31 protein-coding genes are annotated in these 26,391 nt (G+C 72.1%); 17 read left to right on the top strand and 14 right to left on the bottom strand.

The genetic code is table 11. The features are described from left to right. Window positions 1-12 precede the first annotated feature (12 nt). The 3 genes from E1284_RS17290 to E1284_RS17280 are packed head-to-tail and all read left to right on the top strand — an operon-like array spanning window position 13 to window position 2,298. Window positions 13-537 (top strand): DinB family protein, encoded by a 525-nt coding sequence (locus tag E1284_RS17290; protein WP_131940122.1) that lies wholly within the window; start codon window positions 13-15, stop codon window positions 535-537. Then, window positions 534-1,118 (top strand): TetR/AcrR family transcriptional regulator, encoded by a 585-nt coding sequence (locus E1284_RS17285; protein ID WP_131940121.1) that lies wholly within the window; start codon window positions 534-536, stop codon window positions 1,116-1,118. Before E1284_RS17290 ends, E1284_RS17285 begins: the two co-directional genes overlap by 4 nt. A 1-nt stretch (window position 1,119) precedes the next feature. Beyond that, window positions 1,120-2,298: a glycosyltransferase gene (locus E1284_RS17280; RefSeq protein WP_131940120.1), complete on the top strand. Its 1,179-nt coding sequence runs from the start codon at window positions 1,120-1,122 to the stop codon at window positions 2,296-2,298. On the opposite strand, the gene E1284_RS17275 is transcribed toward E1284_RS17280, so the two are convergent. Further along, on the bottom strand, window positions 2,291-2,824 hold the full coding sequence (locus E1284_RS17275) for a GNAT family N-acetyltransferase (RefSeq protein ID WP_131940119.1): 534 nt from the start codon (window positions 2,822-2,824) through the stop codon (window positions 2,291-2,293). The two genes, E1284_RS17280 and E1284_RS17275, sit on opposite strands and share 8 nt — an antisense overlap. 92 nt (window positions 2,825-2,916) lie before the next feature. Between E1284_RS17275 and E1284_RS17270 the strand changes: the two genes are divergently transcribed. After that, window positions 2,917-3,396, top strand: coding sequence for an RrF2 family transcriptional regulator (locus E1284_RS17270; protein ID WP_243714544.1), 480 nt, complete (start codon window positions 2,917-2,919; stop codon window positions 3,394-3,396). 89 nt (window positions 3,397-3,485) lie between these two features. After that, window positions 3,486-3,941, top strand: a complete 456-nt coding sequence (locus E1284_RS17265; RefSeq protein ID WP_131940117.1) for a carboxymuconolactone decarboxylase family protein — start codon at window positions 3,486-3,488, stop codon at window positions 3,939-3,941. Between the two features lie 16 nt (window positions 3,942-3,957). Here E1284_RS17265 and E1284_RS17260 read toward each other — a convergent pair whose 3' ends face one another. Beyond that, window positions 3,958-4,443 carry a nuclear transport factor 2 family protein gene (locus E1284_RS17260; RefSeq protein WP_131940116.1) on the bottom strand — a complete coding sequence of 162 codons (486 nt, stop codon included), beginning with the start codon at window positions 4,441-4,443 and terminating at the stop codon, window positions 3,958-3,960. Between the two features lie 100 nt (window positions 4,444-4,543). On the opposite strand from E1284_RS17260, the gene E1284_RS17255 reads away from it, so the two are divergent. After that, complete coding sequence (locus E1284_RS17255) at window positions 4,544-5,545, top strand: alpha/beta fold hydrolase (RefSeq protein ID WP_207923802.1); 1,002 nt, start codon at window positions 4,544-4,546, stop codon at window positions 5,543-5,545. On the opposite strand, the gene E1284_RS17250 is transcribed toward E1284_RS17255, so the two are convergent. Continuing rightward, the gene (locus tag E1284_RS17250) at window positions 5,542-6,081 is read right to left on the bottom strand and encodes a TetR/AcrR family transcriptional regulator (RefSeq protein ID WP_131940115.1); all 540 of its coding nucleotides are present in this window, start codon (window positions 6,079-6,081) and stop codon (window positions 5,542-5,544) included. The two genes, E1284_RS17255 and E1284_RS17250, sit on opposite strands and share 4 nt — an antisense overlap. Window positions 6,082-6,093: 12 nt before the next feature. Beyond that, on the bottom strand, window positions 6,094-7,260 hold the full coding sequence (locus tag E1284_RS17245; RefSeq protein ID WP_131940114.1) for an acyl-CoA dehydrogenase family protein: 1,167 nt from the start codon (window positions 7,258-7,260) through the stop codon (window positions 6,094-6,096). Between the two features lie 112 nt (window positions 7,261-7,372). Here E1284_RS17245 and E1284_RS17240 point away from each other — a divergent pair, with 112 nt between their 5' ends. Continuing rightward, on the top strand, window positions 7,373-7,963 hold the full coding sequence (locus E1284_RS17240; RefSeq protein ID WP_207923801.1) for a TIGR03086 family metal-binding protein: 591 nt from the start codon (window positions 7,373-7,375) through the stop codon (window positions 7,961-7,963). A 21-nt stretch (window positions 7,964-7,984) separates the two neighbouring features. Here E1284_RS17240 and E1284_RS17235 read toward each other — a convergent pair whose 3' ends face one another. Beyond that, window positions 7,985-8,899 carry a metal-dependent hydrolase gene (locus E1284_RS17235; protein WP_243714543.1) on the bottom strand — a complete coding sequence of 305 codons (915 nt, stop codon included), beginning with the start codon at window positions 8,897-8,899 and terminating at the stop codon, window positions 7,985-7,987. A gap of 458 nt (window positions 8,900-9,357) precedes the next feature. Here E1284_RS17235 and E1284_RS17230 point away from each other — a divergent pair, with 458 nt between their 5' ends. Next, a complete protein-coding gene (locus E1284_RS17230; RefSeq protein WP_131940112.1) occupies window positions 9,358-9,642 on the top strand; it encodes a hypothetical protein in 285 nt (94 codons plus the stop codon). Window positions 9,643-9,697: 55 nt separating this feature from the next. Here E1284_RS17230 and E1284_RS17225 read toward each other — a convergent pair whose 3' ends face one another. Then, the gene (locus E1284_RS17225) at window positions 9,698-10,078 is read right to left on the bottom strand and encodes a VOC family protein (RefSeq protein WP_131940111.1); all 381 of its coding nucleotides are present in this window, start codon (window positions 10,076-10,078) and stop codon (window positions 9,698-9,700) included. Continuing rightward, window positions 10,075-10,812: an arsenate reductase/protein-tyrosine-phosphatase family protein gene (locus E1284_RS17220; protein WP_243714542.1), complete on the bottom strand. Its 738-nt coding sequence runs from the start codon at window positions 10,810-10,812 to the stop codon at window positions 10,075-10,077. The genes E1284_RS17225 and E1284_RS17220 overlap by 4 nt, the downstream gene beginning before the upstream one ends. Before the next feature lie 78 nt (window positions 10,813-10,890). Here E1284_RS17220 and E1284_RS17215 point away from each other — a divergent pair, with 78 nt between their 5' ends. From E1284_RS17215 to E1284_RS17205, 3 genes are all read left to right on the top strand, one after another. Further along, window positions 10,891-12,192 carry an APC family permease gene (locus E1284_RS17215; RefSeq protein ID WP_131940109.1) on the top strand — a complete coding sequence of 434 codons (1,302 nt, stop codon included), beginning with the start codon at window positions 10,891-10,893 and terminating at the stop codon, window positions 12,190-12,192. A gap of 96 nt (window positions 12,193-12,288) precedes the next feature. After that, window positions 12,289-12,906 (top strand): hypothetical protein, encoded by a 618-nt coding sequence (locus tag E1284_RS17210; RefSeq protein ID WP_131940108.1) that lies wholly within the window; start codon window positions 12,289-12,291, stop codon window positions 12,904-12,906. 59 nt (window positions 12,907-12,965) lie between these two features. After that, window positions 12,966-13,544 (top strand): TetR/AcrR family transcriptional regulator, encoded by a 579-nt coding sequence (locus E1284_RS17205; protein ID WP_131940107.1) that lies wholly within the window; start codon window positions 12,966-12,968, stop codon window positions 13,542-13,544. Window positions 13,545-13,629: 85 nt separating this feature from the next. On the opposite strand, the gene fahA is transcribed toward E1284_RS17205, so the two are convergent. From fahA to E1284_RS17185, 4 genes are all read right to left on the bottom strand, one after another. Further along, on the bottom strand, window positions 13,630-14,808 hold the full coding sequence (fahA, locus tag E1284_RS17200) for a fumarylacetoacetase (RefSeq protein WP_131940106.1): 1,179 nt from the start codon (window positions 14,806-14,808) through the stop codon (window positions 13,630-13,632). Beyond that, a complete protein-coding gene (locus E1284_RS17195) occupies window positions 14,805-15,641 on the bottom strand; it encodes a hypothetical protein (protein ID WP_243714541.1) in 837 nt (278 codons plus the stop codon). The genes fahA and E1284_RS17195 overlap by 4 nt, the downstream gene beginning before the upstream one ends. After that, window positions 15,638-16,828: a homogentisate 1,2-dioxygenase gene (locus E1284_RS17190; protein ID WP_131940105.1), complete on the bottom strand. Its 1,191-nt coding sequence runs from the start codon at window positions 16,826-16,828 to the stop codon at window positions 15,638-15,640. Before E1284_RS17190 ends, E1284_RS17195 begins: the two co-directional genes overlap by 4 nt. A gap of 103 nt (window positions 16,829-16,931) precedes the next feature. Next, entirely contained in the window at window positions 16,932-17,462 is a 531-nt protein-coding gene (locus E1284_RS17185; RefSeq protein WP_131940104.1) for a MarR family winged helix-turn-helix transcriptional regulator, read from the bottom strand. A 121-nt stretch (window positions 17,463-17,583) separates the two neighbouring features. Here E1284_RS17185 and E1284_RS17180 point away from each other — a divergent pair, with 121 nt between their 5' ends. Beyond that, window positions 17,584-19,317: a pyruvate dehydrogenase gene (locus E1284_RS17180; protein WP_131940103.1), complete on the top strand. Its 1,734-nt coding sequence runs from the start codon at window positions 17,584-17,586 to the stop codon at window positions 19,315-19,317. Here E1284_RS17180 and E1284_RS17175 read toward each other — a convergent pair. Then, entirely contained in the window at window positions 19,314-19,904 is a 591-nt protein-coding gene (locus E1284_RS17175) for a TetR/AcrR family transcriptional regulator (RefSeq protein WP_131940102.1), read from the bottom strand. The genes E1284_RS17180 and E1284_RS17175 overlap by 4 nt on opposite strands. Before the next feature lie 151 nt (window positions 19,905-20,055). Between E1284_RS17175 and E1284_RS43105 the strand changes: the two genes are divergently transcribed. From E1284_RS43105 to E1284_RS17165, 3 genes are all read left to right on the top strand, one after another. After that, complete coding sequence (locus E1284_RS43105; RefSeq protein WP_243714540.1) at window positions 20,056-20,448, top strand: hypothetical protein; 393 nt, start codon at window positions 20,056-20,058, stop codon at window positions 20,446-20,448. A gap of 104 nt (window positions 20,449-20,552) precedes the next feature. Next, entirely contained in the window at window positions 20,553-21,533 is a 981-nt protein-coding gene (locus E1284_RS17170; RefSeq protein WP_481726184.1) for an MFS transporter, read from the top strand. A gap of 95 nt (window positions 21,534-21,628) precedes the next feature. After that, window positions 21,629-23,230 (top strand): AMP-binding protein, encoded by a 1,602-nt coding sequence (locus E1284_RS17165; RefSeq protein WP_131940100.1) that lies wholly within the window; start codon window positions 21,629-21,631, stop codon window positions 23,228-23,230. Between the two features lie 4 nt (window positions 23,231-23,234). Here E1284_RS17165 and E1284_RS17160 read toward each other — a convergent pair whose 3' ends face one another. Continuing rightward, on the bottom strand, window positions 23,235-24,140 hold the full coding sequence (locus E1284_RS17160; protein ID WP_131940099.1) for an alpha/beta hydrolase family protein: 906 nt from the start codon (window positions 24,138-24,140) through the stop codon (window positions 23,235-23,237). 150 nt (window positions 24,141-24,290) lie between these two features. Between E1284_RS17160 and E1284_RS17155 the strand changes: the two genes are divergently transcribed. Beyond that, window positions 24,291-24,872, top strand: coding sequence for a TetR/AcrR family transcriptional regulator (locus E1284_RS17155; RefSeq protein ID WP_131940098.1), 582 nt, complete (start codon window positions 24,291-24,293; stop codon window positions 24,870-24,872). 1 nt (window position 24,873) lies between these two features. On the opposite strand, the gene E1284_RS17150 is transcribed toward E1284_RS17155, so the two are convergent. Then, on the bottom strand, window positions 24,874-25,296 hold the full coding sequence (locus E1284_RS17150; protein ID WP_243714539.1) for an ATP-binding protein: 423 nt from the start codon (window positions 25,294-25,296) through the stop codon (window positions 24,874-24,876). A gap of 224 nt (window positions 25,297-25,520) precedes the next feature. Between E1284_RS17150 and E1284_RS17145 the strand changes: the two genes are divergently transcribed. Beyond that, the coding region (locus E1284_RS17145) for a hypothetical protein (RefSeq protein ID WP_131940097.1) at window positions 25,521-26,391 on the top strand (871 nt) is incomplete at its 3' end.

The raw sequence follows: 26,391 nt of genomic DNA, 5'->3' as shown, positions 1-26,391 counted from the left end.
ACCGTCCGCTGCATGTCCGATTCGCCCTTGGCGGCAGAACCGCCGAACACGCTGACCGATAGCCGTGAGCTACTCCTCGGATACCTCGACTACTACCGGGCCACGGTGCTGCGAAAGCTCGACGGCTTGCCGGAGGACGACCTGCGCACGAGCCGACTCCCGTCCGGCTGGACGCCGCTCGCCCTCCTCAAGCACCTCGCGTTCGTCGAACGGCGGTGGCTCCGCTGGGGCTTCGCCGCCGAGCAGTTGGACGACGTCTGGGACGACCAAGGCCCGGGCGATGGGCCCTGGCACGTCCGTCCGGACGAGTCCGCCGAGCAGATCAAGCGCCTCTTCCTGGACGAGTGCGACCGCTCCCGCGCGATCGTCGCGGAGGCCGGACTTCAGGAGCGGGCGCGCAGTGGCGGTGGCTTCGACCCGACCGGCGAGCGCCCCGCCCTGATCTGGATCCTGTTCCATCTGCTGCAGGAGTACGCCCGCCATGCCGGCCATCTCGACGTCGTCCGGGAACTGGCCGATGGCGCCACCGGTGAGTGACCGACTTGGCGTACACGCAGCGGGCTCGGGCGCGGTCGGCGGAGGCCACGCGGCAGCGGATCCTGGACGCCGCGGTGACGCTGCTGAGTTCGCGGCTGCGCTCGGACGTCCGGTTGGAGGACGTCGCCGCCGAGGCGGGTGTGAGCGTCCCGACGGTGCTGCGGGCGTACGGCACCCGGGCACGGCTCATCGAGCTGGCGCTGGAGAAGGTGCTCGAAGGGATGGGCGCGGAGCTGCGGCGGCCCGAGCCGGGGGACGTCGCGGGCTCGGTGACGGCCTGGTTCGACCACTACGAGACGTTCGGTGACGTGGTGGTGCGCAACCTGGCGGACGAGTCCGACCCGGCGGTGGCGCCGATCGTCCAGATCGGGCGGACCCGGCACCGGCGCCATGTCGAGAGCCAGCTCGCGCCCCGGCTCGCCGGCGTCCCCGAGGAGCGCCGCGCCAGGGTGCTCGACGCGCTGGTCTGCGCCTGCGACGTCTACACCTGGAAGCTGCTGCGCCGGGACATGGGCCGTCCGCGGGACGAGGCCGAGGCCACGATGACGATGATGATCGAGGCACTGCTGGAGGGAGCGTGACATGGCCGGCTGGTTGCTGCTGACCTGGGACGGGGCCGGGAACCAGGGCCCGATGATCGCGCTGGCGCAGCAGCTGGCGGCGCGCGGCCACCGGGTCGTGTTCGCCGGCTACGGCGGCCAGCGGGCCCGCTTCGAGGGCGCGGGGCTGGAGTTCCGGACGTTGCCCCGCGCCGACGCGGGCTATCCCGCCGCGCCGCCGCCCGAAGGGTGGCTGCCCGCGCTGGTCGGTGCCGTTTGGGCATGCCCCGCGCACGTGGCCGACGTCGACGAGCTCATCGCGGACGGCTCCTTCGACGGCGTGGTCGCCGACTGCCTGATGTTCGGGGCGCTCGCGCGGTTGGAGACGACCGCGATCCCGGCGGCCGTGCTGGTGCACAGCGCGCCGGGGGCGCTCTGCCCGCCGGGCGAGGCGATGGACGGGATGCTGCTGCCCGCCGTGAACGCGCTGCGCGAGGGCATCGGCCGTCCGGCCCTCGAACGCCTGTGGGACGCCTGGACGCCCTTCCCGACCCTGTGCGCGACCATCCCCGAACTGGACCCGCTCGCCGACCGGGCGCCCTTCGAGTACGTCGGCCCGATGTTCGAGGAGCAGCCGCCGTCCGGGTGGCGGCCGCCCTGGCGGGCGGACCACCCGCGCCCTCTCGTGGTGGCCGGCTTCTCCACGGGCCTGGCCTGGGATCAGATCTCGCGCATCCAGCGCACGCTGGACGCGTTCGCCGACGGCGCCGGGCCGCGCCTGCTGATCACCACCGGGATGATGGACGCCGCCGGCCTGCGAGTGCCGGAGAACGCGACCGTCCTGCCGTGGCTGCCGCACGCCGAGATCCTCCCGCACGCGGCGGCGGTCGTGACGCACGCGGGGCACGGCACCGCGGCCGCCGCCCTCGCGCACGGCGTGCCGCTCGTCGCGCTGCCGAACCCGGCCGCCGACCAGCCGATCCTGGCCCGGCGCGCGGCCGGCCTCGGAGCCGGCATCGCCCTCGACGGCGAGAACGCGGGTCCGGAGGAGATCGCGGCGGCCGTCCGCACGGTCATCGGGGAACCGTCCTACCGCGCCGCCGCACTGTCGCTGGCCGGCCGCATGGCCGCCGCACCGGGGCCGGTGGCGGCGGCCGGCCGGCTCGAACGCCTGCTCCGGAAGTCGTGGGCCGGTGGTCGACCCGCGACTCGCCTCAGTTGAGGGGCTTCACCAGGAGTTCGAACTCCAGGTCGTCCCGCTTGGGGAGGCCGAAGCGCTCGTCGCCGTAAGGGAACGGGGTCTTCTCGCCGGTCCGGGTGTAACCGCGCCGGACATACCAAGCGATCAGGTCCTCGCGGACACTGATGACCGTCATGTGCATCTCCTTCGCGCCCCAGTCGTCGCGCGCCAGCCGCTCCGCCTCGGCGAGGACCTTCCGGCCGAGGCCGCCGCCCTGGCGGGCCGGGTCCACCGCGAACATGCCGAAGTAGGCGTGCCCGCCGCGGTCCTCCAGTTGGCAGCAGGCGATGAGGCGGCCGCCGGCCTCGGCGACCAGCATCCGTTTCCCGGCGCCGCGCACCGCGTCCTCGACCATGGCGGGGTCGGTGCGCTGCCCGTCGAGCAGGTCGGCCTCGGTGGTCCAGCCGGCGCGGCTGGCGTCGCCGCGGTAGGCGCTCTCGATGAGCGCGACGAGGCCGGGGACGTCGGCCGGCGCCGCCACGCGGAAAGTGGGGTTCACGGTGCTCACAAGCGGACTTTAACCCCGCCCCGGCCGTGCTCCGGGGGCCGGTACCGGAGTTGCCGTGGTAATCCTGGACATTTAACATCCAGGATATGCGGATGAGCGAGGGGGTCGAGTGGGCGATCCACAGCTGCATCAACCTGTCCTGGCTGGAGCCGGGCGAGGCGGTCACGGCGGCCCGGATGGCGGCGTTCTACGAACTACCCCCGGCCTACCTGAACAAGCAGCTGCAAGCGCTCGCCCGCGCCGGCATCCTCACCTCGACTCCCGGCCCGCGCGGCGGGTTCCGGCTCGCGCGCAGCCCCGGTGACATCTCGCTGCTGGACGTGGTGACGGCCATCGAAGGCCGGGAGGAGGCGTTCCGCTGCGAGGAGATCGTGGCGCGAGGGCCCGGCGAGCACGAAGGGATCGACTACCGCCGGAGCTGCTTCGTCTCCCAGGCCATGCGGCGCGCTGAGATGGCCTGGCGCAGGGAACTCGCCGGGCAGACTCTCGCCGATCTCCGGAGCACGGTGGAGCGCCGGCTGCCGTCCGCGCCGGGCGACGCTCGCACCCGGTTCGCGAACCTGCGGACCTGAACACGGGCCGGCGGCCACCCCCCGGGGAGCGTCCGGCCCATCGGTTAATTCTGGACGAACAATGTCCGGATTTGAGGAAGGGCAGCACCATGCAGGCACGAATGAACGTCGCCAAGTCCGCCGCCGGCGGCTACCAGGCCATGTTCGCGCTGGAGTCCTACATCAGCGGCACCGCCGTCCCGCAGCGCACCCTGGAGCTGGTCAAGCTGCGGGTCAGCCAGATCAACGGCTGCGCGTTCTGCGTGAACATGCACGCCGCCGACGCCAAGAAGGCCGGCGAGACCGACCAGCGGCTCTGGTCGGTGGCGGCCTGGCGCGAGGCGCCCTACTACTCCGACGAGGAGCGGGCGGCGCTCGCCCTCGCCGAGGCGGCCACGCGGATCGCCGACAACCCGGCCGGGGTCCCGGACGACGTCTGGAACGACGCGGCCGACCACTACGACGAGGAGTCCCTCGCCGCCCTCGTCATGGCGATCGCGGCGATCAACGCCTGGAACCGGATCAGCGTCACCGTCCGCAACCCCGCCGCCGCGGCCGGCGCCTGAGCCGCCTTCCGCCGGTCTACTGGTCGATCCGGCAGTCCGGGCCGATCGGGCGGGTGATCGACCAGTAGCGGCGGAAGTGGCACTTCGACATCTTCCAGCGGCCGTCCTCGATGACGTACTCGTCGTCGTACTCGCCGGTCGCGACGGTCTCGGTGTTGTCGAACAGGTTGACCTGGCGGAACTTCAGCGTCCAGCGTCCGGACGCGGTCGTCTCGCCGTGGACGGTGATGTCCGGGTGCAGGGCGTGGTGCATGTCGAGGATGGCGTTCCTGCCGTCGATCTTCTGCAGCGCGATCCGCTCGAACACCCGGGCGATGCCGTCGGCGTCGTCGAACGCGCCGAGCCGGCCGTAGTCGATCGAGGCGCCCGAGGCGATGAAGCAGGCCCGGAACTCCGCGGGGTCCTTGGCGTCGCAGGCTCTCAGGTAGCGGTGCTTGAGGGCCTTGATGTCCTCGATGGCCTCCAGCCGGGCGATGCGCGCGGCGATGTCGGGACTCGGCATGGTCGCCGACTCTCGTCCGCGGGGACGGCGCCGTCCAGTGGTGTCCCGGTGAATGGGAGGGAGAGGGACCTCGGTGCGGCCGGCGCTCAGGATCGTCGGCATGAGCCTTGGCGAGCTTGGCGGGGAGGACGTCCGGCATCGGATGCTCGACGCCGGCGACATCACACTTCACGTGGCCGAGCAGGGCGACGGGCTTCCGGTGGTCATGTGCCACGGGTTCCCGGGGCTCTGGTACAGCTGGCGGCATCAGCTCCCGGTGCTGGCGGCGGCCGGGTACCGGGCCATCGCGGTCGATATGCGCGGATATGGACGGAGTGGTCGTCCGGCCTCACCGGCCGAGTACGACCGGCGGCACACCGTCGCGGACATGGTCGGGCTCCTGGACGGTCTCGGTATCGAGGAGGCCGTCTTCGTCGGGCATGACTTCGGGGCCGCCCTCGTCTGGGACCTTCCCCAGTGGGCCCCTGGACGGGTCAAGGCGCTGATGCAGTTGAGCGTGCCGCGCATGCCGGTTCCGGCGCGTCCGCCCACGGAGCTTTACGCGCGGATGGCCGAGCAGCACTTCGTCCATGTGCACTATTTCCAGGAGCACGGGCCTGCGGACGAGGAGTTGGGTGCAGCTCCAGAGCGTTTCCTGGCGAACGTGTTCTGGGCGCTCAGCGGTGGATACCGATACCTCGACATCTGGCAGCACCCCAGCGAGGGCAACGGCTACCTCGATGTGCTGCCCGAAGCCCCACCCCTGCCTTGGCCCTGGTTGTCGCAGGACGAGTTCGCGTACTACGTCGACGAATTCCGCCGGACGGGCTTCACGGGCGGCCTCAACTGGTACCGGGCCTATGACCACGTCTGGGAGGAGAAGCAGAGCCGTCCGGACGAGCCCGTCACCGTTCCGACGATGTTCCTTGTGGGGGAGCGCGACCCCGTCCTGCAGATGATGGGGTCTGGTGCCTTGACGCAGATGGAGAGCTTGGTGCCGGGCCTACGGCACGTCCACATCATCGAAGGCGCCGGCCACTTCGTGCAGATGGAGGCGGCCGGCGAAGTCAACGAGGCGATGCTCGCCTTCCTCGCCGGCCTCAGCGCGCCTCGCCAGACCTAGCTGGGACGTGCCAGCAGGATGTCGAGCGTGTTGTCGTACAGGCCGGGGTCGTTCTCCCCTGGCATCAGGTAGCCGCCGACCCACGAGCGCAGCATCAGCAGCGCGCGCAGCCGGGCGTCCTCGGCGTCGAACCCGAGGTCCTCCAGGCAGGCGGCGATGTGGCCGAGCAGCGCCCGGTCGGCGTGCCGCACCGCCTCCTCGGCCGCGGGCTCGTGCTGCGCCCACAGCCGCATCGCCCGGTCGATCGGCGCGACCTCCCGGCCGAGCGCCTGGATGCGGCGCAGCCGTTCGCGCGGGTCGGTGGTGCTGCCGAGGAACAGCGCGAGCACCTCGTCCGTCCGCTCGTGCGCCCACCGGTCGAGCAGGGCCCGCATCAGCTCGGGGCGGTCCGTGAAATGCCAGTAGAAGCTGCCCTTGGTGACGCCGAGCCTGGCCGCGAGCGCGTTGATCGTCACGCCGCGCTCGCCGGCGCGGGCCAGCTCCTGGTAGGCGGCCTCGATCCAGTCGCGCCGCGCCACCCTCGCCCGGGTCGTCACGCGCGCCGCCCGTCAGACGAGGAGGACCCGGCCGGGGTCGAGGCCCAGCCCGATCCTGCCGTAGAGGGCGTAGGACGCGTCCGGATCGAACACCACATGCCCGGAGATCGTATTCACATCGCGCTGCGCCCGCTGGAACGGGGAGGACGTGAACTGCGCGCTCGCCCCCGCCGCGGAGCACACCTCGTTCACGACCCGCCGGGCGGTCGCCGCCACGTGCGCCGCGACCAGCCGGGCCCGCGCCCGGTCCGCCATGTCGAGGGCGCGGCCCTCGGCGATGGCGCCGGTGACGCCCCGGAGCGCGTCCTCCAGCAGCAGCCGGGCGGCGGCGAGGTCCGCGGTCGCCGCGGCGAACCGGATCTGCCCGCTCATCAGGTCGCGCTGCCGCTCCCCGCTGTAGGCCATCACCCGCGTCGCCATCCGCTCCTCGAACCGCGCGAGCACGCCTTCGGCCGCGCCGAGCACGGGTGCCGCGCCGGTCAGCGCGAACACCGGCACCAGCGGCGTCCGGTAGAGGGCGGCCGGGTGGACGCGCGACCCGGGCGAGCGCCCCTCGGTCAGCTCCAGCATCGGCACCGACCGGTGCTCGGGGACGAAGACGCCCGGCACCTCGATGTCGTTGCTGCCCGTGCCGCGCATGCCGCTGGTGTGCCAGACGTCGTGGACGGTCACGTCCTCGCGCGGCATCAGGAACAGGCGCGGCTCGATCGTGTCGTCGACGGTGACCAGCGCCATGACCATCACGTGGTCGGCGTGCATGACGCCGCTTCCCCACGACCAGCGCCCGGTGACGGTGTGGCCGCCGTCGACGGGCTCCGCGGTGCCGGACGGCGACAGGACGCACGGGATCAGCGCGTACGGCCGCTCCGCCCACACTTCGGCCTGCGCCTGCTCGGGGAACAGCCCGACCATCCAGTTGTGCAGCGTGTAGATCACCGACAGCCATCCGGTGGAGGCGCAGGCCGCACCCGCCTCCCGGCACGCCGCCGCCATCGCCTCGAAGCCCAGTTCAGGGCCGCCGAAGCGGGCCGGGACCAGCATTCCGAACAGCCCGGTCGCGGCGAGGTCCTCGATGGTCGCGTCGGGCAGCCGGCGCGCCGCCTCGGCGGCCTCGGCGCGCTCGGCCAGCACGGGCGCGAGCTCCCGCACCCGCCGCACGATCTCGTCTCCATACTCCATGGTACGGAAACCATACTCTTGCGTATGGTCGGGCGGTAGAGGTTGCCTCCTCGTTTTGTCGGGGACCGGAAGTAGCGTTGGCGCTACCGACCGTCTCGGAGGTGTTCGGCCCGTGACCTCGTCTCCCGTGGAAGATCTCGCCGCGCTGCTGGCGGTGGCCGGTGACCTGGTCGCCGGCGTCCGCCCCGACCAGTGGAAGAACCCGACCCCCTGCACGGACTGGAACGTCCGCGAACTGGTCAACCACGTGGTGATCGGCGACCGCCTGTTCACCGCGATTCTGCGCGGCGAGGAGCCTGCGCCGCCGAGCGCGCGCGACCCGAAGAGCAATGACGTCCTCGGCGACGACCCGGCCGGGGTGCAGCGGGAGGGCGCCCGCGAACTGATCGCCGCACTGTCGCGTCCGGGCGTGCTGGACCAGATGTTCCAGATCCCGATGGGCTCCGTGCCGGGCGTCGCGGCCGCGCACATGCGCTCGACCGAGGCCATCGCCCACGGGTGGGACCTCGCGCAGGCCACCGGCCAGGAACCCCGATTCCCCGACGACATCGTCCAGCGGGTCCTGGAGTTCACCCGGGCCAAGCTCGCCGACGTCCCCCCGGACCGGACGCCGTTCGGCCCCGCGCAACCGGCACCCGCCGGTGCGCCGCCCATCGCCGAACTCGTCGCCCTGCTCGGCCGGCCCGTCCAGCCCTCGGCCTGAGGGGGCCGAGGGTGCGGCGGGTCAGGCGCTGCGCCCGGTGGCGGCGGCTTGAGCGGCGGGCGAGGTCGCCAGGTAGTCGAGGGCCTTCCGGGTGGAGCACTCGCCGGACGGGTGGTAGTCGCGCCGGAGGTAGCGGCGCGCTGCCGCGATCATGAACCGGTTGCCGGGCAGCAGCCCGCGGCGGACGGCGCGGCGGTAGTCGCGGATACGGGGGCGGACGCCGTGCAGTTCCGGGTCCCGGGCGCACAGGTAGGCCGAACCCGCGTAGGCGGCCAGCGGCAGCGCGAGCACACCGGCGAAGAAGGTGACGAACCGCCGCCAGTAGGCGCCGGACACGTACTGGTAGACGTCGAAGGCGACCGAGCGGTGCTCGACCTCCTCGGCGCCGTGCCAGCGCAGCAGGTCCATCATGGTCGGGTCGGCGCCCGCCGCGTCCAGTTCCTCGGCGTCCAGGATCCACTGGCCGAGCACCGCGGTGTAGTGCTCGATCCCGGCGATGATCCCGATGCGCAGGTTGAGCCAGCGCCGGCGCGAGATCAGCGGCAGCGGCGGCCGGTCGCCGAGGATCGCGGTGAACAGCCACTCGATCCTGCGGGTGAGCGGCCGCGGGTCCAGCCCGCGCTCCAGCATCTGGCGGTCGAGGACGCCCTGGTGGGAGTAGGCGTGCACCGCCTCCTGCCCCATGAACCCCTTGATCTCGGCGCGCAACCGGGCCGCGTCCTCGCCGATCAGCGGCAGCGTCTGCTTGTAGACGCGGACGAACCAGCGTTCACCGGCCGGCAACAGCAGGTGCAGCGTGTTGATGAAGTGGGTGGCGACCGGCTCGCCCGGGATCCAGTGCAGCGGCGTGCCGGACCAGTCGAACCTCACCCGCCGCGGTGCGATCACGGGGTGCCGCTCGTCCATCTCGCCGCCGGCGGCCCGGGTCTCCGTCATGGGTTCCCTCCTTCGATCCGCCGTTGCGGCGCCGCGGACGCGTCGTCCCCAACCGTCGCACAGCGTGGGCCGCCCCTGCATGCGTTCTTTGCTCAGCTCGCGCGGCATGGTCTGCGACTTCGGCAGCAGGCGCGGGCCGTTCCCGGTGGTCATCGAGGGCGCCGGTCAGGCAGATGATCCGGCGGATGCTCGCCTTTCCCGGAATGGTCGTGTACACGGTCACCAAGAGGAACGAATATCGGACGCTGAGTGCCGGTGCGCGTCGGTTCTCCAGGCCCGTGCACCGACGGCATCGACCGCTCTCGCCCGCCGCTAATGGTCTGCAGTTTCGACGCACTGTGCCCCGGCAGGTAAGACCAGGACGCGACCGGGATTGGCCTGATCAGGCCAACCGGTGATCAACGGGGCCGGGGTCGCTATGATCATCCAGCTTTGTCACGCACATTCAGAGGGACGTTATGAATATCGACTTCAGCGCGGATGCCGCGTTCTCGTGGTACGTCGTGTTCCTGCTGGTCTCCGGCCTCGCCATGCTCGCCATGGCGGCCATCGGGGGCGGCCAGAGCGCCGGTGAAAGGCTGCTCAACGTCGTTTTCGGAGTGGGTTTCCTCGGCTACGCCGTGTACCTGGGGTTCATCTTCGACGGCGGCGAGTACTTCATGTTCTTCTACGCGTTCATTCTGCCGGTCCTCATGCTCATCAGGTTCGTGAGGACGATGTTCGGCGAGCGCCAGAGCGCCTGAACCGCACGACCCGAAGGCCGCGGGGCTCGCCCCCGCGGCCTTTCGGTTCGCGGAATCAGTGGTGGGCGGGTTCGAAGAGTTCGATGAGGTTGCCCGCGGGGTCGGTGAGCAGGATCTGGCGGCCGCCGGGGCCGGAGACCAGGTCGCTCTGGAAGGGCAGTCCGGCGGTGCGCAGCCGGTCGATCTCGGCGTCGAGGTCGTCGACGATGAGGTGGATGCGGTTGCGTCCGGGGGTGCCCGGGTCGGCGGTGGCGCGGGCGCCCGAGCTGGCGGGGCCGGACAGCAGCAGCCGCAGCGGCCCGCGCACGACGTCGGCGAAGGCGGGCCCCGGGTTGGTGTTCAGCGTGAAACCGAGGTGGGTCGTGTAGAAGTCGACGGCCGCCGGGACGTCGTCGACGAGGTAGCGGACGCTCGCGAGCCGATCGGGCGTTGTCATGGCAGAACCTCCCGTGGTGGACGGATGATCTGGGGCAGCAGGTAGCGGACGCGGGTGTCGATCTCCGCCGCCGCGCGGACGAAGGCCGCACTCCCGGTCTCGCCGGCCGCCGCCGGGTCGGGGATGCTCCAGTGGACGCGCCGGGGATGGCCGTCGAACTCGGGACAGACCTCCCGGACCTTGTCGCACAGGCTGATCACGTAGTCGAAGCGGCGGCCGTCCAGCGTGTCGAGGTGTCGCGGCCGCCGGCCGGAGATGTCGATGCCGTAGTGCTCGTTCAGCACGCGCACCGCCTCCGGGTGCATCCGCTGCTTCGGGTGGCTGCCGGCGCTGGTCGCCTCGACCCGGCCGCCGCCGTGGCGGGTCAGCAGGGCCTCGGCGATCGGTGAGCGCGCGCTGTTGCCGGTGCAGGCGAGCAGCACTGCGGGTCGATGGTGCGAAATGTTCTGCGCCGGCGGCGTTTCGGTGCCCAGTGCCGGGTGCAGGGCGGCGCCGGTCGAGGCCAGTGCCTGCGCGCAGCGTTCCAGGTCGAGGTGGTAGTAGGCGTCTCGCGCGTCGAAGCTGCTGCGCCGGACGGTCACGAGCCCCGCGCCGCGCAACTGCCGCAGATGGTAGGAGAGCAGGTTCTGCGGCTCGCCGATCAGGTTCACCAGCTCGCGAACCCGGTAGTCACCGGTGGACAGCTCGCTCAGCAGCCGCCACCGCAGCGGGTGGGCGGCCAACCGCAGGAACACTGGAGCGGCTTGAACCGGAGAGCCCATACGGGCCACAATACATCAAAGCCATTTGATGTATCTGGGGACGGAGGATCGATGAGCGCGCCGCGCCGGGACGAAGGACCTGGGGCGTCCGAGGACGACTCCGGCCGCCTGGCGCGCCGGCTCGGCACCGGGGACGCGGTCGTCATCGGGCTGGGCTCGATGATCGGGGCCGGGGTGTTCGCCGCGTTCGGCCCCGCCGCCCGGGCGGCCGGCGCCGGCCTGCTCATCGGCCTGGCGGTCGCGGCGGTGATCGCGTACTGCAACGCGGTGGCGTCCGCGCAGCTGGCGGCGGTCTACCCCGTCTCGGGCGGCACCTACGTCCACGGGCGGGAGCGGCTCGGTCCGTGGTGGGGATTCGCGGCCGGGTGGGGATTCGTGGTCGGCAAGACCGCGTCGTGCGCGGCGATGGCGCTGACGTTCGCGTCCTATGCCGTCCCGGGTCCGTGGTGGGCGCAACGGGCCGCGGCGGCCGCCGCGGTGGTGGCCCTCGCCGCGCTCAACTACCGCGGCGTGACCAGGACCGCGCTGGCCACCCGCGTCCTGGTCGCCACCAGCCTGACGGCCCTGGCCGCCGTGGTGATCGCGATCGCGGTGGGCGGCGGCGGAAGCCCGGCGAACCTGGACGGATGGGGCCAGGGCGGCGGCTACGGCGTCCTCCAGTCCGCCGGGCTGCTGTTCTTCGCCTTCGCCGGTTACGCGCGCATCGCCACCCTGGGCGAGGAGGTCCGTGACCCGCGGCGCGTGATCCCCCGCGCCATCTCCATCGCACTGCTCATCACCGTGGCCGTCTACCTGGTCGTGGGCGTGGCCGCCCTGCTGGCCGCCGGCCCGGACCGGCTCGCCTCGTCCGCCGCGCCGCTGACCACCGCGGTGGAGGCCGCCGGCGCCGCCGCCCTGGCACCGGTGGTCCGCGCCGGGGCGGCCCTCGCCGCGCTCGGCGCGCTGCTGTCGCTGATCGCCGGCATCGGCCGCACCACGCTGGCCATGGCCCGCAACCGCGACCTGCCGCACTGGCTGGCCGCCGTCCACCCCCGCCACCGGGTTCCGCACCACGCCGAGATCGCCGTCGCCGTCGCGGTCGGCGCGCTGGTGGCCACCGCCGACCTGCGCGGCGTGATCGGGTTCTCGTCCTTCGGCGTGCTGGTCTACTACGCCATCGCGAACGCGTCGGCCTTCACCCAGCCCGCGCGCGACCGGCGCCGTCCGCGCGCACTCAACCTGCTCGGCGCCGCCGGCTGCCTGGTCCTGATCGTCACGCTGCCGTGGCAATCCGTCCTGGCCGGGACCGCCATGTTCGCCATCGGCCTCGCCGGCCGCAAACTCGTCCTGGCCCGCCGCCCTCGCCCTGCCTGATCGCCGCGGCAATGCCAGGGCCGGGACGGTCTGGTGGCGGCCGGGCTTGTCCGGCAAGATGCGGTGGACCCGCCTGCCGCGGACCCGGGAGAACCCATGGACGTGTTCCTTGTCGTGCTGCTGGTCGCCGTGTCGCTGGGCGGGATCGCCCTGATGTACCGGCGTGCCGGCGGCTCTGTGAAGCGCGCGTTCGCAAGGACGCCCCCGTCGACGGTCGCGGACGCCGTGCCTTCCAGTACGTGCCGGCTCTCAGGACGGGCCACGGCGGTCGGCGCCGTCCCGGTGAGCGAGGCCAGCGGACGCCCCTACCTTGCCCGCGACCTGGCGATCATTCCGAGTTCGGACGGCTCCGACGGGACGCACCCGTTCGGCCAGGCGGCCGACTTCCTGCTGGAGGACGGCACCGGCGTCGCGCTGATCAGGGCAGCGGGCGGGCGCGTCGCGGTGGAGCATGATTTCACGGCACCGGTGACGACGCTCGACAAGGCCCCGTGGGCGGATCGGCTCCTGCGCGCCGACGGCTACCACAACGGTTCCCCGTCGACCTGCCGGATCCGCGTGTACGAGGGGGTCATCGAACCCGGCGCCCGGGTCGGCGTCCTGGGCCGGGCCGAACCGCCCGACGCGCAGGCCCGCGAACTGGGCGCGACGCTGATCATCAGGGGAGCGGGCACCGCCCCGGTGATGATCCGCCCGGAACCCGAGAATTCCTGAGCGCCGCAGGGTCCGCGCCCTGCTGCCGCTCGTTTGTCTAGCAATGCTAGGATCGAGGTATGTCGGTCCAGGAACGTAAGCAGCGCGAACGGGCGGAGCGTGAGCGGCTCATCGTGGCGACGGCCCGCGAGCTCGCCGAGCGGCAGGGGTGGGACGCGGTCACCACCCGGCGGCTGGCCGAGCGCATCGAGTACAGCCAGCCCGTCCTCTACAGCCATTTCCGCGGCAAGCGCGAGATCATCGGCGCCGTCGCGCTCGACGGGGCCGCCGAGATGGCCGTGGCGCTGCGGGCCGCGACCTCCGCCGCGGACGGGCCGCGCGCCCGGGTCACCGCCCTCGCCCGCGCCTACCTCGACTTCGCCGAGCGCAACCCGGCCGTCTACGACGCCATGTTCTCACTCGACGGCGGCCTGGCGTTCGCGCACGAGGACACCCCGGAGCCGCTGAAGGACGCCTTCGCCGCCCTGCTGGAGAGCCTCGCCGAGGTCGCCGGGGAGGGCGTCCACCCGGCACTGTTCACGGAGGTGTTCTGGGCGGCCCTGCACGGTCTCGCCACCCTGACCCGAGCAGGGCGCCTGCCGCCGGGGGACGCCGAGGCGAGGGTGCGGCTACTGGCGGACCGGCTGCCCGTGGTCTGACTCCAGGCAGGCGGCCGGCCGCCACCTCGTTGACCTGCGGCGTGTTGTTGTTTTCGACGCGCTCATAACAACAACACGCCGCAGGTCAACGCAGCCGGTGGCGGGCGGGGAGGATCCGGCCCCTCACCTCGCCGAAGCCTATGCGGGTGCCGGACGCGCCCGGGGCCGTGGCCGTGATGGACACCTCGTCGCCGTCCTCCAGGAAGGTGCGGGGTTCGCTGTTGACCTCGATGGGTTCCTTGCCGCCCCAGGTCAGCTCGATGAACGCGCCGCGCTGGTCCTTGGCGGGGCCGGAGATCGTGCCCGAGGCGAACAGGTCGCCCGTGCGGGACGAGGCGCCGTTCACCGTCATGTGCGCGAGCATCTGCGCCGGGGACCAGTACATCTCGCGGTAGGGCGGGCGGGAGACCACCTGGCCGTTCCAGGAGATCTCGAGGGCCAGGTCCAGGCCCCACGGGTTCTTCTCCTGGAGGTAGGGGAGTGGCTCCGGGTCCTGAGGCGGGGTCGCCACGCGGGCCGCTTCCAAGGCCAGGAGGGGGACGACCCAATGCGAGATGGACGTCGCGAAGCTCTTCCCCAGGAACGGCCCAAGGGGGACGTACTCCCAGGCTTGGATGTCCCGGGCCGACCAGTCGTTGACCAGAACAACGCCGAAGACCCGTTCGGAAAAGTCTTCCGTGGTCACCGGGGTGCCCAGGGGAGAACCGGTGCCCACGACGAAGCCGACTTCTGCCTCGATGTCCAGGCGGCGGCTTTCACCGAAGGTCGGGGCGTCGTCGCCTTTGCGCTGGCCCGTCGGGCGGACGATGTCCGTCCCGGACGGGACGACCGTGCCGGCGCGGCCGTGGTAGCCCACCGGCAGGTGCTTCCAGTTCGGCATGAGCGGCTCGGCACCGGGACGGAACAGGCGGCCCAGGTTCGAGGCGTGGTGCTCCGACGCGTAGAAGTCGACGTAGTCGGCCACCTCGAACGGCATGTGCAGGGTGACCGCGTCCACCGGGTGCACCGCCGCGTCCGGGATGTCCTCCGAGACCAGGTCGAGGAGCTGCTCGCGGACCTCCACCCAGCGCGCGTGGCCCTGCGCCATGAACGGGTTCAGGGACGGTGCCGCGAAGACCTCGTCGCCTAGCACGAGCGACAGGTCCACTACGGAATCGGCTGCGCGCACCCCTACGCGGGGAGTCCCACCGGGGGGAGAGAAAACGCCGTACGGAAGGTTGGCGGACCCGAAGAGGGAGTCTTCGGGGATCGCGATGCGGGTCATCGAGTGCTCTCCTGGAGCGCGGACGCCAGCAGGCCCAGGTCCGCGAGTTCGTTCATGGGGTCGGTGATGCTGCACGTCCCGAAGGACAGGAAGCGGCCGCGCGCCGCGATCGTCCGGGCCTCGCCCAGGCCGCGCACGCGCGACGCGACGGACGGGGCGTCCCGGTCGGCCAGCACCGCGGCCAGCTCCGCCACCGGACGGCCGCGCAGGGCGGCGTCGGTCGCGAGCAGCAGGTTCAGGAAGCCGTGCTGGTGGAAGCCCGTCTCCGGGTCGGTGTTCCGGACGGGGTGGTGCAGCCCCGCCGTCGCCTTGAACGGCAGGCGCGCGTCCACGACGGCCTTGATCCCGGCGGCCAGTTCGTCCGGGCTCGGGTAGAGGTGCGCCTTCACGCCGCCGGTGCGGAACTTCGCGCGGTGCCGGCGCGCCGCGACCTCGGCGATCATCGCCGGACGGCGGTCGTCGCGCGGGATCTCGACGTAGACCGGCACCGCGGGGTGGCCGAGCAGCCGGAAGAACTCCTCCGGCTGCATGCCGGGCGGGACGGCGACCTCCAGCCCGCGCACGGTGAGGTCCAGGTCGGCGGCGGTCGCCAGGGCCTTCACCGCCTGGCACGGGCCGCCGGGCGCGGTGATCGACACCTCCAGGGGCTCGCCGCCGAGCAGCGGGTACAGCTCGTCCAGCGCGGTCGCCGGCAGGACGAGCGGGCCGACCAGGCCGGCGTACGGGGCGGCGCGGTGCGCGCGGTGGGCCGGGACGGCGTCGGCGAGCGGTGCGAGGCCCGGCGGGAACACGGCCGCGTCGTCGCACAGGGCGAGGGCGAACGCGGGAATCACCGCCGGCCTGCCCAGGTCCAGGCGTAGCCGGGGTCTTCGCAGGCCAGGCCGCCCTCGCCGAGTTCGAGCGGGTGGAAGGTGTCGACCATGACCGCGAGTTCGTCGAAGAACTCGACGCCGATGCTGCGCTCGTAGGCGCCGGGCTGCGGGCCGTGCGCGAGGCCGCCGGGGTGGACCGACACCGAGCCCTGGCCGATGCCCGACCCCTTGCGCGCCTCGTAGTCGCCGCCGCAGTAGAACATGATCTCGTCGGAGTCGACGTTCGAGTGGTAGTAGGGCACCGGGATCGACAGCGGGTGGTAGTCCACCTTGCGCGGCACGAAGTTGCACACGACGAAGTTGTGGCCCTCGAACACCTGGTGGACGGGCGGCGGCTGGTGGACACGACCCGTGATCGGCTCGAAGTCGTGGACGCTGAACGTGAACGGGTACAGGCAGCCGTCCCAGCCGACGACGTCGAACGGGTGCCGCGCGTAGGTCATGCGGGTGCCGACGATGCCGCGCGAGGTGCGGTGCTTGACGTAGACCTCGACGCCGGTCTCGTCCGAGAGGAGGGGCTCGGACGGTCCGTGCAGGTCGCGTTCGCAGTACGGGGCGTTCTCCAGGAACTGGCCGTAGCGCGACAGGTAGCGCTTCGGCGGCGCGATGTGGCCGGTCGCCTCGATCGCGTAGGCGCGCAGGGGCTCGTCGCCGGTCGGCAGCCAGCGGTGCGTGGTGGACGTCGGGATGATGACGTAATCGCCCTGTCCGGCGTCCAGCGAACCGAAGACCGTCTCGACCGTGGCGGTGCCCGACTCGATGTAGACGATCTCGTCGCCGGTCGCGTTGCGGTACAGCGGCGAGGGGGCGGCCGAGACCACGTAGGAGAGGCGCACGTCGTTGTTGGCGAGGATCACCCGCCGCCCTGTGACGACGTCGGTCTCGCTCCACGTCTCCTTGGGGAACAGCTCGTGCAGCTTCAGGTGGCGCGGTTTCAGCGGGTGGTTGGGCGTCGTCGCCACGTCCGGGACGTCCCACGGCTGGGAGTCCGTGATCGCGGACGGGATCTCCCGGTGGTACAGGAGGGACGAATCGGACGAGAACCCCTCCTCGCCCATCAGTTCCTCGAAGAAGAGCCGCTCCTCGCCATTCCTGTGCTGGGTGTGGCGCTTCGGCGGCACGTGGCCGACCCGACGGTAGTGGGCCATGTCCATCGCCTCCGATGGTTAATGCATGAACTACTTTCTGCCGACACTACGGGTCTTCTGCCGTCCAGGGAAGGGCCTAACCCGGCCACGCGCCCGCGGGACGTCAGTTCCGCTCGCGCGCGTCGAAGGACGTCCGGCCGGCGATGAGCTTGTCCAGCAGCATGATCAGCATCCGCTGCTCGGTCTCGGTGAGCGTCCCGGCCCACTGGCGCTCGCGCTCGTGCTGCCCGGCGAAGATCTCCAGCATCGCCGCGCGGCCCCGCTCGGTCAGCGCGAGGATCACCGACCGGCCGTCCCGCTCGCCCGGCGAACGCGTCATCATCCCGTCCGCGACCAGCGTCTTCGCGAGGTTGGACACGGCGGCGCGGCTCATCCCGGCGAGCGTGGCGGCGCGGCCCGGCTCCAGCGGGCCGGCCAGCCAGGTCACGAACAGCAGCCGGAAGCCGGCCCAGGAGTGCCCGCGCGGCCGGTGCACCGTGGACTCCAGGTCGTAGGTGACGATCGCCGAGGCCCGGTTGAGGGTGAGCAGCAGCCGGGTCGCGAGGCGGTCGGGAAAGCCGTACTCCTCCGACAGCCGCCGCCCCGCGAGGTCGACGAAGGTCCAGAAGCCGAGGTCGTCAGGCTCATCGCTCATCGTCCGCGCCCCACATCCGGTTCATGGTTTGACCATTTAACCCGCCCGGGGCGGGGAGTGTCAGCGGAAGATCGCCGGGCATCTCCCCGGATGCGGGGACCGGCGGATCAGGGGAGGGACGATGGCGACCGTCGCCGACCAGTTCATCGAGGTGCTGCGGCAGGCCGGCGTGCGGCGCGTCTACGGGGTCGTGGGCGACAGCCTCAACCCGGTCGTGGACGCGATCCGCCGGACGGGCGGCATCGAGTGGGTGCACGTCCGCAACGAGGAGGCGGGCGCGTTCGCGGCGGCGGCCGAGGCCCAGACCACCGGGCGGCTCGCGGTGTGCGCGGGCAGTTGCGGGCCGGGCAACACGCACCTGATCCAGGGCCTGTACGACGCGCACCGGTCGGGGGCGCCGGTGCTGGCGCTGGCGTCGCAGATCCCGAGCGTGCAGATCGGCACCGGGTACTTCCAGGAGACCCACCCCGAGCGGCTGTTCGTCGAGTGCAGCCACTACTGCGAGACGATCGGCGCGCCGGAGCAGATGCCGCGCGTGCTGCGGATCGCGATCCAGCACGCGATCGGGCGCGGCGGTGTCGCGGTGCTGACCATGGCGGGCGACATCGCGGGCAAGGACGCCGCGGCGCCGACCGGCGAGCACGACTTCCTCGTGACGAAGGGGATCGTCCGGCCGCCGGCCGACCAGGTCGAGCAGCTCGCCGGCGCGCTGAACCGGGCGCGCAAGGTGATGCTGTTCTGCGGCTCCGGCGTGAAGGACGCGCACTCCGAGGTGATGGAGCTGGCGCACAAGCTCCTCTCGCCGGTCGGGCACGCGCTGCGCGGCAAGGAGTACATCCAGTACGACAATCCCTATGACGTGGGGATGAGCGGGCTGCTCGGCTATGGCGCCTGCTACGAGTCGATGCAGGCCGCCGACCTCGTCCTGCTGCTGGGCACCGACTTCCCGTACGATCCGTTCCTGCCCGGCCAGAACACCGTCCAGGTGGACGACGACCCGGCGAAACTGGGTCGCCGGACCCCGCTCGACCTGGCCGTCCACGGCGATGTCGGCGAGACGCTGAGGCTCGTCTTGGACAAGGTCGAGCAGAAGCACGACCAGTCGTATCTGGACGACATGCTGCACCGCCACGCGCGCGCTCTGGAGACCGTCGTCTCCGCCTATACGCGCGACATCGAGAAGCACATCCCGATCCACCCCGAGTACGTCGCGAGCGTCCTGGACGACCTCGCCGCCGACGACGCGATATTCACCGTGGACACGGGCATGTGCAACGTCTGGGCCGCCCGCTACCTCACCCCCAACGGCCGCCGCCGCGTGATGGGCTCGTTCATGCACGGCTCCATGGCCAACGCGCTGCCGCACGCCATCGGCGCCCAGTACGGCGCGCCCGGCCGCCAGGTCGTCGCCCTCTCCGGCGACGGCGGCCTCGGCATGCTGCTCGGCGAGCTGCTGACCGTGAAGCTTCACCGCGTCCCCGTGAAGATCATCGTGTTCAACAACGCGTCGCTCGGCATGGTGCGCCTGGAGATGATGGTGGACGGCTTCCCCGCCTTCGAGACCGACCACGAGGCCGTCGACTTCGCGGCGGTGGCCGAGGCGATGCGGATCGAGTCGGCGCGCGTGGAGCGTCCGGCCGACGTCCGCACCGTGATGGAGCGCGCCCTTGCCGCTCCCGGCCCCTACCTCCTGGACGTCGTCACCGACCCGAACGCGCTGTCCATCCCGCCGCACATCACCCCCCAGCAGGTGAAGGGGTTCGCGCTCTCCGCGGGCAAGACCGTCCTGACCGGCGGCGTCGGCAAGATGCTCGGCCTGGCGCGCAGCAACCTGCGCAACATCCCGCGCCCCTAGCCGAACTCGCGGGCGATCTCGGTGAGGCTCTCGTCCACGATGTCCGGCATGGAGCGGGCGCGCTGCTCCTCGATCCAGGTCAGGGACGCGATGCGGAGCGCGGTGATGAAGGCGCCGGCCATGATGCGGGGGCGCAGGCTGCCGGACGGGAGCCCGTCGCGGGCGGCGATCAGATCGGCGAGGGCGCGCTCGAACTCGGCGTAGTGGGCGAGTTGCCGGGCCAGCACGGAGGGGTGGTTGCGGGCGAGCCTGACCTGCGCGGCCCACTGCGGGTCCAGGGGGCCGAACTGGTCGTGGACGGCGTCGAACGACGCGCGCAGCGCGGCCCAGGACGGCTCCTCCGGCGGACGGGACTCGAACGTCTCCAGCAGCGACCACATCCGCTGCTCGCCGCCGTAGAGGAGGGCCTCCTCCTTGCCGCCGAAGTAGTTGGAGAAGGTGCGGCGGGACACGCCGGCGGCGTCGGCGATGGCCTCGACGGTGACCTCGTCCAGGCCGTGCTCGACGGCGAGGCGCATCGCGGCCTCGTGCAGGGCGCGGCGCGTCGCCTCCTTCTTGCGCTCGCGCAGTCCGCCGGTGCTCTCCATGGTCGCCCCAGCCTACCCATCCTCAAATGCTGCCCGGTGAGAAAACTTGCCCACTGGGAATAGGATTCCCGGGTCGCGGAGTTGAGTCCTCGTTCCCGACTTCTCGCGGAGGCGTCTCTTGACCGTTCCTGCCCCGTCCAGACCCGCGCCGATGTCGCACCGGCAGGTCCTCGAAGCGCTGAGCGGCCTGCTCCTGGTGCTGTTCGTGGCGATGCTCAGCAGCACCGTCGCGTTGACGGTGCCGCTGAGCATCGGCGTACCGATCGCGGTCGTGGCGATCGGGCTGCTGCAGAAGACAGTCAACTCCTCGGCCGGTGATGACAGAGTTGGTCTGCTCGATCGCCTCCACCGATTTGCGCTCCTCGCTCACGGCTGGCCGCCGTGTCGAAGTCGCATCCACCGCACGTGCGGTGCGGGACCGTTGACAGAGCCCCACGCTGGAATGAGCCAGCGACATCCGTTCGATCAACGCCATCTGAACCGTGTCCCCGGCAAGCCGGTTTGTGTCTTCCAAGCTCACGGACGGATATCGGGAGGATATTGAATTCGCTTCATCCTTCGCAGGCGAAGGATGCGATCCCCGGGGATGAAATCGAGAGTTCCTCTCGAGAGCAAGGGCTGAAGCTGCCGGTCGTCCGGCGCCCCGACGTGCGGATCGACTACGCGGGCGCGACGCTGATCGCGGCCGGCGTCAGCACCCTGCTGATCTGGGTCACCTTCGTCGGCGCGAACTTCGCCTGGCTGTCCTGGCAGACGGCCGCGATGGCGGGCGGCGGGGTCCTGCTGCTGGCGGTGGCCGTGTGGGTCGAGTCGCGGGCGGCGGAGCCGATCGTCCCGCTGGACATCGTCGCGCGCCGCAACACCGCGCTCGCGATCGTCGCCAGCCTCGCGGTCGGCATGGCCATGTTCGGCGGCGCCGTCTTCCTCGGCCAGTACTTCCAGATCGGACGCGGCTACAGCCCCACCAAGGCGGGCCTGCTCACCTTCCCGATGATGCTCGGCGTGTTCGGCGCGTCCACCGTCGCCGGGCGGCTCGCCACCAAGACCGGCAAGGTCAAGCCGTACATCCTGGTCGGGACGGTCGTGCTGACCGCCGGGTTCGGGATGCTCGCCGCCATCGACCACGAGACCTCGCTGGTCTACCTCGGCGCCGGGATGTTCCTGATCGGCGCCGGCGTCGGCATGACGATGCAGAACCTGGTGCTGGTCGTCCAGAACTCCGTGCACCTGAACGAGATCGGCGCCGCGAGCGGCACCGTGACGTTCTTCCGCTCGCTCGGCGGGACGGTCGGGGTGTCGGTGCTCGGCGCGATCCTCGCCAACCGGGTCGCAGGCAAGATCACCGACGGGCTGCGGCGGCTCGGCGTGGACCCGACCGCGGGGGGCGGCGACGCCGGCAACCTCGACATCGCGGCGCTGCCCGCCCCGGTCAGGGAGATCGTCCGGGCCGCGTACGGGGACGCCACGGGCCACATCTTCCTGGTGTCGGCCGCCATCGCGGTCGTCGGGATCATCGCGGCGGCGCTCCTCAAGCCGGTCACCCTGCGCGACAGCCTGGAACTGGTGGAACCCGCCGAGGCGGACGCGCCGGTGCCCGCCGGGAAGGGCGCGCAGTTGTCAGGCTCCTGATAACGGACGCCCGGAAGAGCTGGGTTCAGTCAGAAGAGTACGAAACGCCGCCTATATACCGTCGATACCCGGATCTCGGACCCCGGAGGCGGTAGATGAGCGGACGATCGGAGTTCGGGCGCCGCGCGGCGTCGGTCGCGCGGGCGGGCGGCATGTTCGCCCGGAGCGGGCTGTGGCGCCCCGGACCACCGCTGAAGGTCGTCCGCCAGCTCGATGCCCTGCGCCGCTGGGGCACCCTGCTCGGCGGGACGGTCGCCTCCGCCGCCGCCCGCGACCCCGGCGCCGTCGCGATCGTCGACGACGCCGGGGAGCTGACCTACGGCGAGGTCGACGCCCGCACCGACCGGCTCGCCGCCGCGCTCGGCCGCATCAACGACGCGCCCCGCGTCGCGGTGCTGTGCCGCAACCACCGGGGCATGGTCGAGACGCTGGTCGCGTCCAGCAAGCGCGGCTGCGACCTCGTCCTGCTCAACACCGGGATGAGCACCGAGCAGCTCGGCACCGTGCTGCGGCAGCAGCGCGTCGAGGTCGTCATCGCCGACGCGGAGTTCGCCGAGTTCATCGCCGCGGTGCCGAAGACCGTGCACGTCATCACGGCGGGCGGGACGGGATCGGAGCTGGAGAACGCCATCGTCACCGCGCCCGCCGGGACGGCGGAGCCGCCGGCGAAGGCCGGCCGGACGATCGTCCTCAGCTCCGGCACGACCGGCAGCCCGAAGGGCGCCGACCGGCACTCCCGCCCCGGCCTGTCGCCGCTGACCTCGATCCTGTCGCGCATCCCGTACCGGGTGCACGAGCGGATGTTCATCGAGGCGCCGCTGTTCCACACCTGGGGCTACGCGATGCTCCAGACGGCGGTCTCGCTGCGCGCCACGATCGTGCTGCGGTCCCGGTTCGACCCCGAGCAGACCCTCCGCACGATCGAGGCCACCGGCGCGACCGCGCTCGTCGCCGTCCCGGTCATGCTGCAGCGCATCCTGGACGTCCCGGAGGTGGTGCGGCGCAAGTACGACACGTCCTCGATGCGGATCGCCGCGCTCAGCGGCTCCGCCCTGCCCGCCACGCTCGCGACCGCGTTCATGGACGAGTTCGGCGACGTCCTCTACAACCTGTACGGGTCGACGGAGGCGTCCTGGGTGACCATCGCCACCCCCGCCGACCTGCGCGCCCGTCCCGACACCGCCGGCACGCCGCCGCCCGGGACCAGGGTCGCGATCCTGGACGAGCACGGCCGGCCCGTCCCGCCCGGCACCACCGGACGGATCTTCGCCGCCAACGAACTGCCGTTCGCCGGCTACACCGGCGGCGGCACCAAGGAGATGCGGGACGGGCTGATGAGCCTCGGCGACGTCGGCCACCTCGACGCGGACGGCCGGCTGTACGTGGAGGGCCGCGACGACGACATGATCGTCTCGGGCGGGGAGAACGTGTTCCCGGCCGCGATCGAGGAGGTCCTGGAGAAGCTCCCGCAGGTCAGAGAGGTCGCGGTCGTCGGCGTCCCGGACGAGGACTTCGGGCAGCGCGCCGCCGCCTACATCGTCCTGCGCGACGGGGAGACGCTCAGCGCCGACGCCGTCCGCGCGCACGTCCGCGAGCATCTGGCGCGCTTCGCCATCCCCCGCGACGTCCACTTCCTGGACGCCCTGCCGCGCAACGCCACCGGCAAGGTCGTCCGCCGCTCCCTGGCGGCGGACTGACCCGTCACTTCGCGTCGACGCGGCCGAGCGGGTCGGCGGTGCGTGCCAGTTCGGCGGTCGCCGCCGTCCAGGCGGCGTCCTCCGGGTAGAGCGTGCTGCGCAGGAAGGCCGAGGTGAGCCGCTGGACCAGGGCGACGCGCTCGGGGCTCTCGTCCGTCGTCTCGGTGACGGCGTAACCGGAGATGCCGCCGAGCGAGTGCTCGGCCTCGAACAGCGTGAGCAGGCCGGTGGCGCCGGGGCTCAGGAAGTACGCGTCGGTGAACCACTCCGGCCCCCGGACGCTCAGCGCGGACTGGTCCTTCTCCCCGGCGACCACCAGGGCCGGCGTGGTCAGCTCCGCGAAGTCGGGGTTCATGAAGGGGAAGTTCTCGGCGGCGAACGGCGTTAGGTCGGCGCCGCCCGTCCCCGTGACGGCGAGCAGCACCCCGGCCTTGACCCGCGGGTCGGACATGCTCGCGCCCGGGACGCCCTCGGCGTCCAGGACGCGGGCGCCCAGCAGCATGCTCGCGGTCTGCGCGCCCCAGGAGTGCCCGGCGACGGCGACGCGGTCGCGGTCGAGGCGCCCGGCGAGGCCGGGGACGGCGGCTTCCAGGACGTCCAGCCGGTCGATGGCGCGGGTCAGGTCCTCGACGCGGATGCGCCAGATGTCGGGGTAGCGGGGGTCGTCCGGCGCGAGGTTCAGCTTCCGCGAGTCGAGGTGGGTCGGCTGGACGACGGCGAACCCCTGCGCGGTCCAGTGGTCGACGAGCGGGGCATAGCCGTCCAGCGACTCCCCGAAGCCGTGCGAGAACACGATGACGGGCAACCGGTCACTGGTCAGCGGGGCCGACACCCGGACCTGGACGTCCTCGCCGCGGCCGGGCGCGGGCAGCGTGATCGGACGTACCGAAACGACAGGTGCGTGAGGCATGGGTTTCTCCCTGAGAGAAGTAGCGTGAGCAGCGCGGCGCGGCCTGGTCACGGGGCCGCCCGCTCTGGCATCATCGAACAAGCGGATCAGCGTTCCGCTTACGAATATACGGAACCGTGTTCCGTTTGGCAACGGGGAGGTGGCGCAGCAGTGTCCGCAAGCGGATCGGCATCGCCGGCGCCGCGCAAGCGCGCCGACGCCCGGCGCAACGAGGAGGCGCTGCTGGAGGCGGCCGCGGCGGCGTTCGTCGCCGCGGGCATCGACGCGCCCGTGCGCGACATCGCGGCCAAGGCCGGCGTGGGGGTCGGCACGATCTACCGGCACTTCCCGACGCGGGCCGATCTCGTCGTCGCCGTCTACCGGCACCAGGTGGAGGCGTGCGCCGAGGCGGGCCCGGCCCTGCTGGCCGGCGCCGACTCCCCGTACGCCGCCCTCGTCCGCTGGATCGACCTCTTCGTCGACTTCCTGGTGACCAAGCACGGCCTGGCCGAGGCGCTGCAGTCCGACGACGCGACCTTCGCGTCCCTGCACGAGTACTTCCTCGACCGGCTGCTGCCCGTCTGCGCCGAGCTGCTCGGCGCCGCCGCCGGCGCGGGGGAGATCCGCACCGACATCGAGGCGCTCGGGCTGATGCGCGGCGTCGGCAACCTGTGCATCGGCGCCGGCAAGGACCCCCGCTACGACGCACGCCGCATGGTCGGCGTCCTCCTCGCGGGCCTGCGCGTGCGGTAGCTCAGGCGTCGGCCGGCGGACGCCGCGCCACCACGGTGAACCAGAGGCGGGTGCGGCCGGGGGACTGGTCGAGGCTCCAGTCGTCGGCCAGCGCGTCGATGACGGTCAGGCCGCGGCCGTGGTCGAGGCGGCGGCGCCCGTGCGGGTCGGCGTCGGCGGGGCCGGTGTGCGCGGGGCCCTCGTCGGCGATCTCGACGCGCAGGACGCGGCCGTCGGTCGCGACGGTCGCGGTGATGGGCCCGGAACCGTGCAGCACGGCGTTGGCGACGGCCTCGGCCGTCATCAGCTCGACGTCGTCGAGCTGCTCCTCGTCCGCGACGACCTTCGCGGCGAGCTCGCGGACGGTCCGGCGGGCCCGGCGGCCGCCCTCGCGGTCGCGGCCGAAGCCGGACGGCTCGCCGAGCCGTTCCATCCCCACGGTCACTGGATCACCACACCCTGGAATTCGGAAGCGCACCGCAATCATTCACCTGCGGTGAGTGATGGGCAACGCGACCGGTGTACTGATCTTGGCCTTTCCGGGACAGCCGGGCCGGAAGATACTCACCGAGGCGCACAAAACGGGTGTTTTCTCCGTCCCGCGGCGAGAATCAGCGGACGCCCTCCGTATGTAACCATCCACGCACCGCCCGCCCCCGGAGGTGCGCCATGCAAGCGCTCGTCCTCGCCTGCGCCGCGCAGGCCGTCTACATCGCCGCCTACGTCCTGTTCAAGACGGCCACCGGGCGGATGAGCCCGATCGGGGGCCGGCATCCGCTGCACGCCGCCGGACGGCTGGTCCGCGGTCCGCGCTGGCTCGCCGGGGTCGCGGTGCTGCTCGCGGGGTTCGCGCTGTCGGCGTTCGCGCTGGTCACGCTGCCCGTGGTGGTGACGCTGCCGGCCTACGGGCTCGGGCTGATCCCGCTGCTGGTGGTGGGGATGAGCGGGTTCGGCGAGCGGCCTACGTCGCGGGAGTGGCTCGCCGTCCTCATCACGGTGGCAGCGATGATCACCGCGGCGCTGTCGGTGCTGCCGGGCGCCGGGGAGTCGCTGCCGGACGCGCTGCACCGCACCGGCGGCGCCGAGGCCGCCGGCGCGCTCCCGCTGTGGAAGGCGGGCCTGGTGTTCGTGCCCTCGCTGGCGCTGCCGCTGTGGATGTTCTTCGTGCACGACCGGCCGGTCGGCGGCCGGCACGCGCGTCCGCTGACCGGCATCGCCTACGGGCTGGGCGCGGGCGTCCTGCTCGGCGCCACCGAGGTCTTCGGGCAGGGCATGGCGATGATGCTCGCCGACGGGCGCGGGACGGGCGTGCTGGCCTCGCCGCACCCGTACCTGTTCCTGCTCGCGGGCGTCCTCGGGCTCGGCCTGCTCTCGATCGGCCTGCAGCGCTGCCGCCTCATGATCATCGTCACCGTCGTCACGGTGACCGCGAAGACCCACCTGCTGCTGTCGGCGACGCTGCTCTACGGCGAGCCGTGGCCGCGCGACCCGATGCCGCTCCTGCTGCGGGTCACCGGCGTCGTCCTCGCCGTGCTGGCGC

The organism is Actinomadura bangladeshensis (assembly GCF_004348335.1).
Lineage (GTDB): Bacteria > Actinomycetota > Actinomycetes > Streptosporangiales > Streptosporangiaceae > Spirillospora > Spirillospora bangladeshensis.
The sequence above is the reverse complement of the archived record's forward strand: the minus strand, read 5'-3'. Positions and strand labels throughout refer to the sequence as shown.

Excerpts from the sequence above, each read along its gene's own strand:
- E1284_RS17290 (WP_131940122.1), top strand. The coding sequence starts at position 13 with ATGTCCGATTCGCCCTTGGCGGCAGAACCGCCGAACACGCTGACCGAT.
- E1284_RS17280 (WP_131940120.1), top strand. The coding sequence starts at position 1,120 with ATGGCCGGCTGGTTGCTGCTGACCTGGGACGGGGCCGGGAACCAGGGC.
- E1284_RS17270 (WP_243714544.1), top strand. The coding sequence starts at position 2,917 with ATGAGCGAGGGGGTCGAGTGGGCGATCCACAGCTGCATCAACCTGTCC.
- E1284_RS17265 (WP_131940117.1), top strand. The coding sequence starts at position 3,486 with ATGCAGGCACGAATGAACGTCGCCAAGTCCGCCGCCGGCGGCTACCAG.
- E1284_RS17260 (WP_131940116.1), bottom strand. The coding sequence starts at position 4,443 with ATGCCGAGTCCCGACATCGCCGCGCGCATCGCCCGGCTGGAGGCCATC.
- E1284_RS17255 (WP_207923802.1), top strand. The coding sequence starts at position 4,544 with ATGAGCCTTGGCGAGCTTGGCGGGGAGGACGTCCGGCATCGGATGCTC.
- E1284_RS17245 (WP_131940114.1), bottom strand. The coding sequence starts at position 7,260 with ATGGAGTATGGAGACGAGATCGTGCGGCGGGTGCGGGAGCTCGCGCCC.
- E1284_RS17235 (WP_243714543.1), bottom strand. The coding sequence starts at position 8,899 with ATGACGGAGACCCGGGCCGCCGGCGGCGAGATGGACGAGCGGCACCCC.
- E1284_RS17230 (WP_131940112.1), top strand. The coding sequence starts at position 9,358 with ATGAATATCGACTTCAGCGCGGATGCCGCGTTCTCGTGGTACGTCGTG.
- E1284_RS17225 (WP_131940111.1), bottom strand. The coding sequence starts at position 10,078 with ATGACAACGCCCGATCGGCTCGCGAGCGTCCGCTACCTCGTCGACGAC.
- E1284_RS17215 (WP_131940109.1), top strand. The coding sequence starts at position 10,891 with ATGAGCGCGCCGCGCCGGGACGAAGGACCTGGGGCGTCCGAGGACGAC.
- E1284_RS17210 (WP_131940108.1), top strand. The coding sequence starts at position 12,289 with ATGGACGTGTTCCTTGTCGTGCTGCTGGTCGCCGTGTCGCTGGGCGGG.
- E1284_RS17205 (WP_131940107.1), top strand. The coding sequence starts at position 12,966 with ATGTCGGTCCAGGAACGTAAGCAGCGCGAACGGGCGGAGCGTGAGCGG.
- fahA (WP_131940106.1), bottom strand. The coding sequence starts at position 14,808 with ATGACCCGCATCGCGATCCCCGAAGACTCCCTCTTCGGGTCCGCCAAC.
- E1284_RS17190 (WP_131940105.1), bottom strand. The coding sequence starts at position 16,828 with ATGGCCCACTACCGTCGGGTCGGCCACGTGCCGCCGAAGCGCCACACC.
- E1284_RS17185 (WP_131940104.1), bottom strand. The coding sequence starts at position 17,462 with ATGAGCGATGAGCCTGACGACCTCGGCTTCTGGACCTTCGTCGACCTC.
- E1284_RS17180 (WP_131940103.1), top strand. The coding sequence starts at position 17,584 with ATGGCGACCGTCGCCGACCAGTTCATCGAGGTGCTGCGGCAGGCCGGC.
- E1284_RS17175 (WP_131940102.1), bottom strand. The coding sequence starts at position 19,904 with ATGGAGAGCACCGGCGGACTGCGCGAGCGCAAGAAGGAGGCGACGCGC.
- E1284_RS43105 (WP_243714540.1), top strand. The coding sequence starts at position 20,056 with ATGTCGCACCGGCAGGTCCTCGAAGCGCTGAGCGGCCTGCTCCTGGTG.
- E1284_RS17165 (WP_131940100.1), top strand. The coding sequence starts at position 21,629 with ATGAGCGGACGATCGGAGTTCGGGCGCCGCGCGGCGTCGGTCGCGCGG.
- E1284_RS17160 (WP_131940099.1), bottom strand. The coding sequence starts at position 24,140 with ATGCCTCACGCACCTGTCGTTTCGGTACGTCCGATCACGCTGCCCGCG.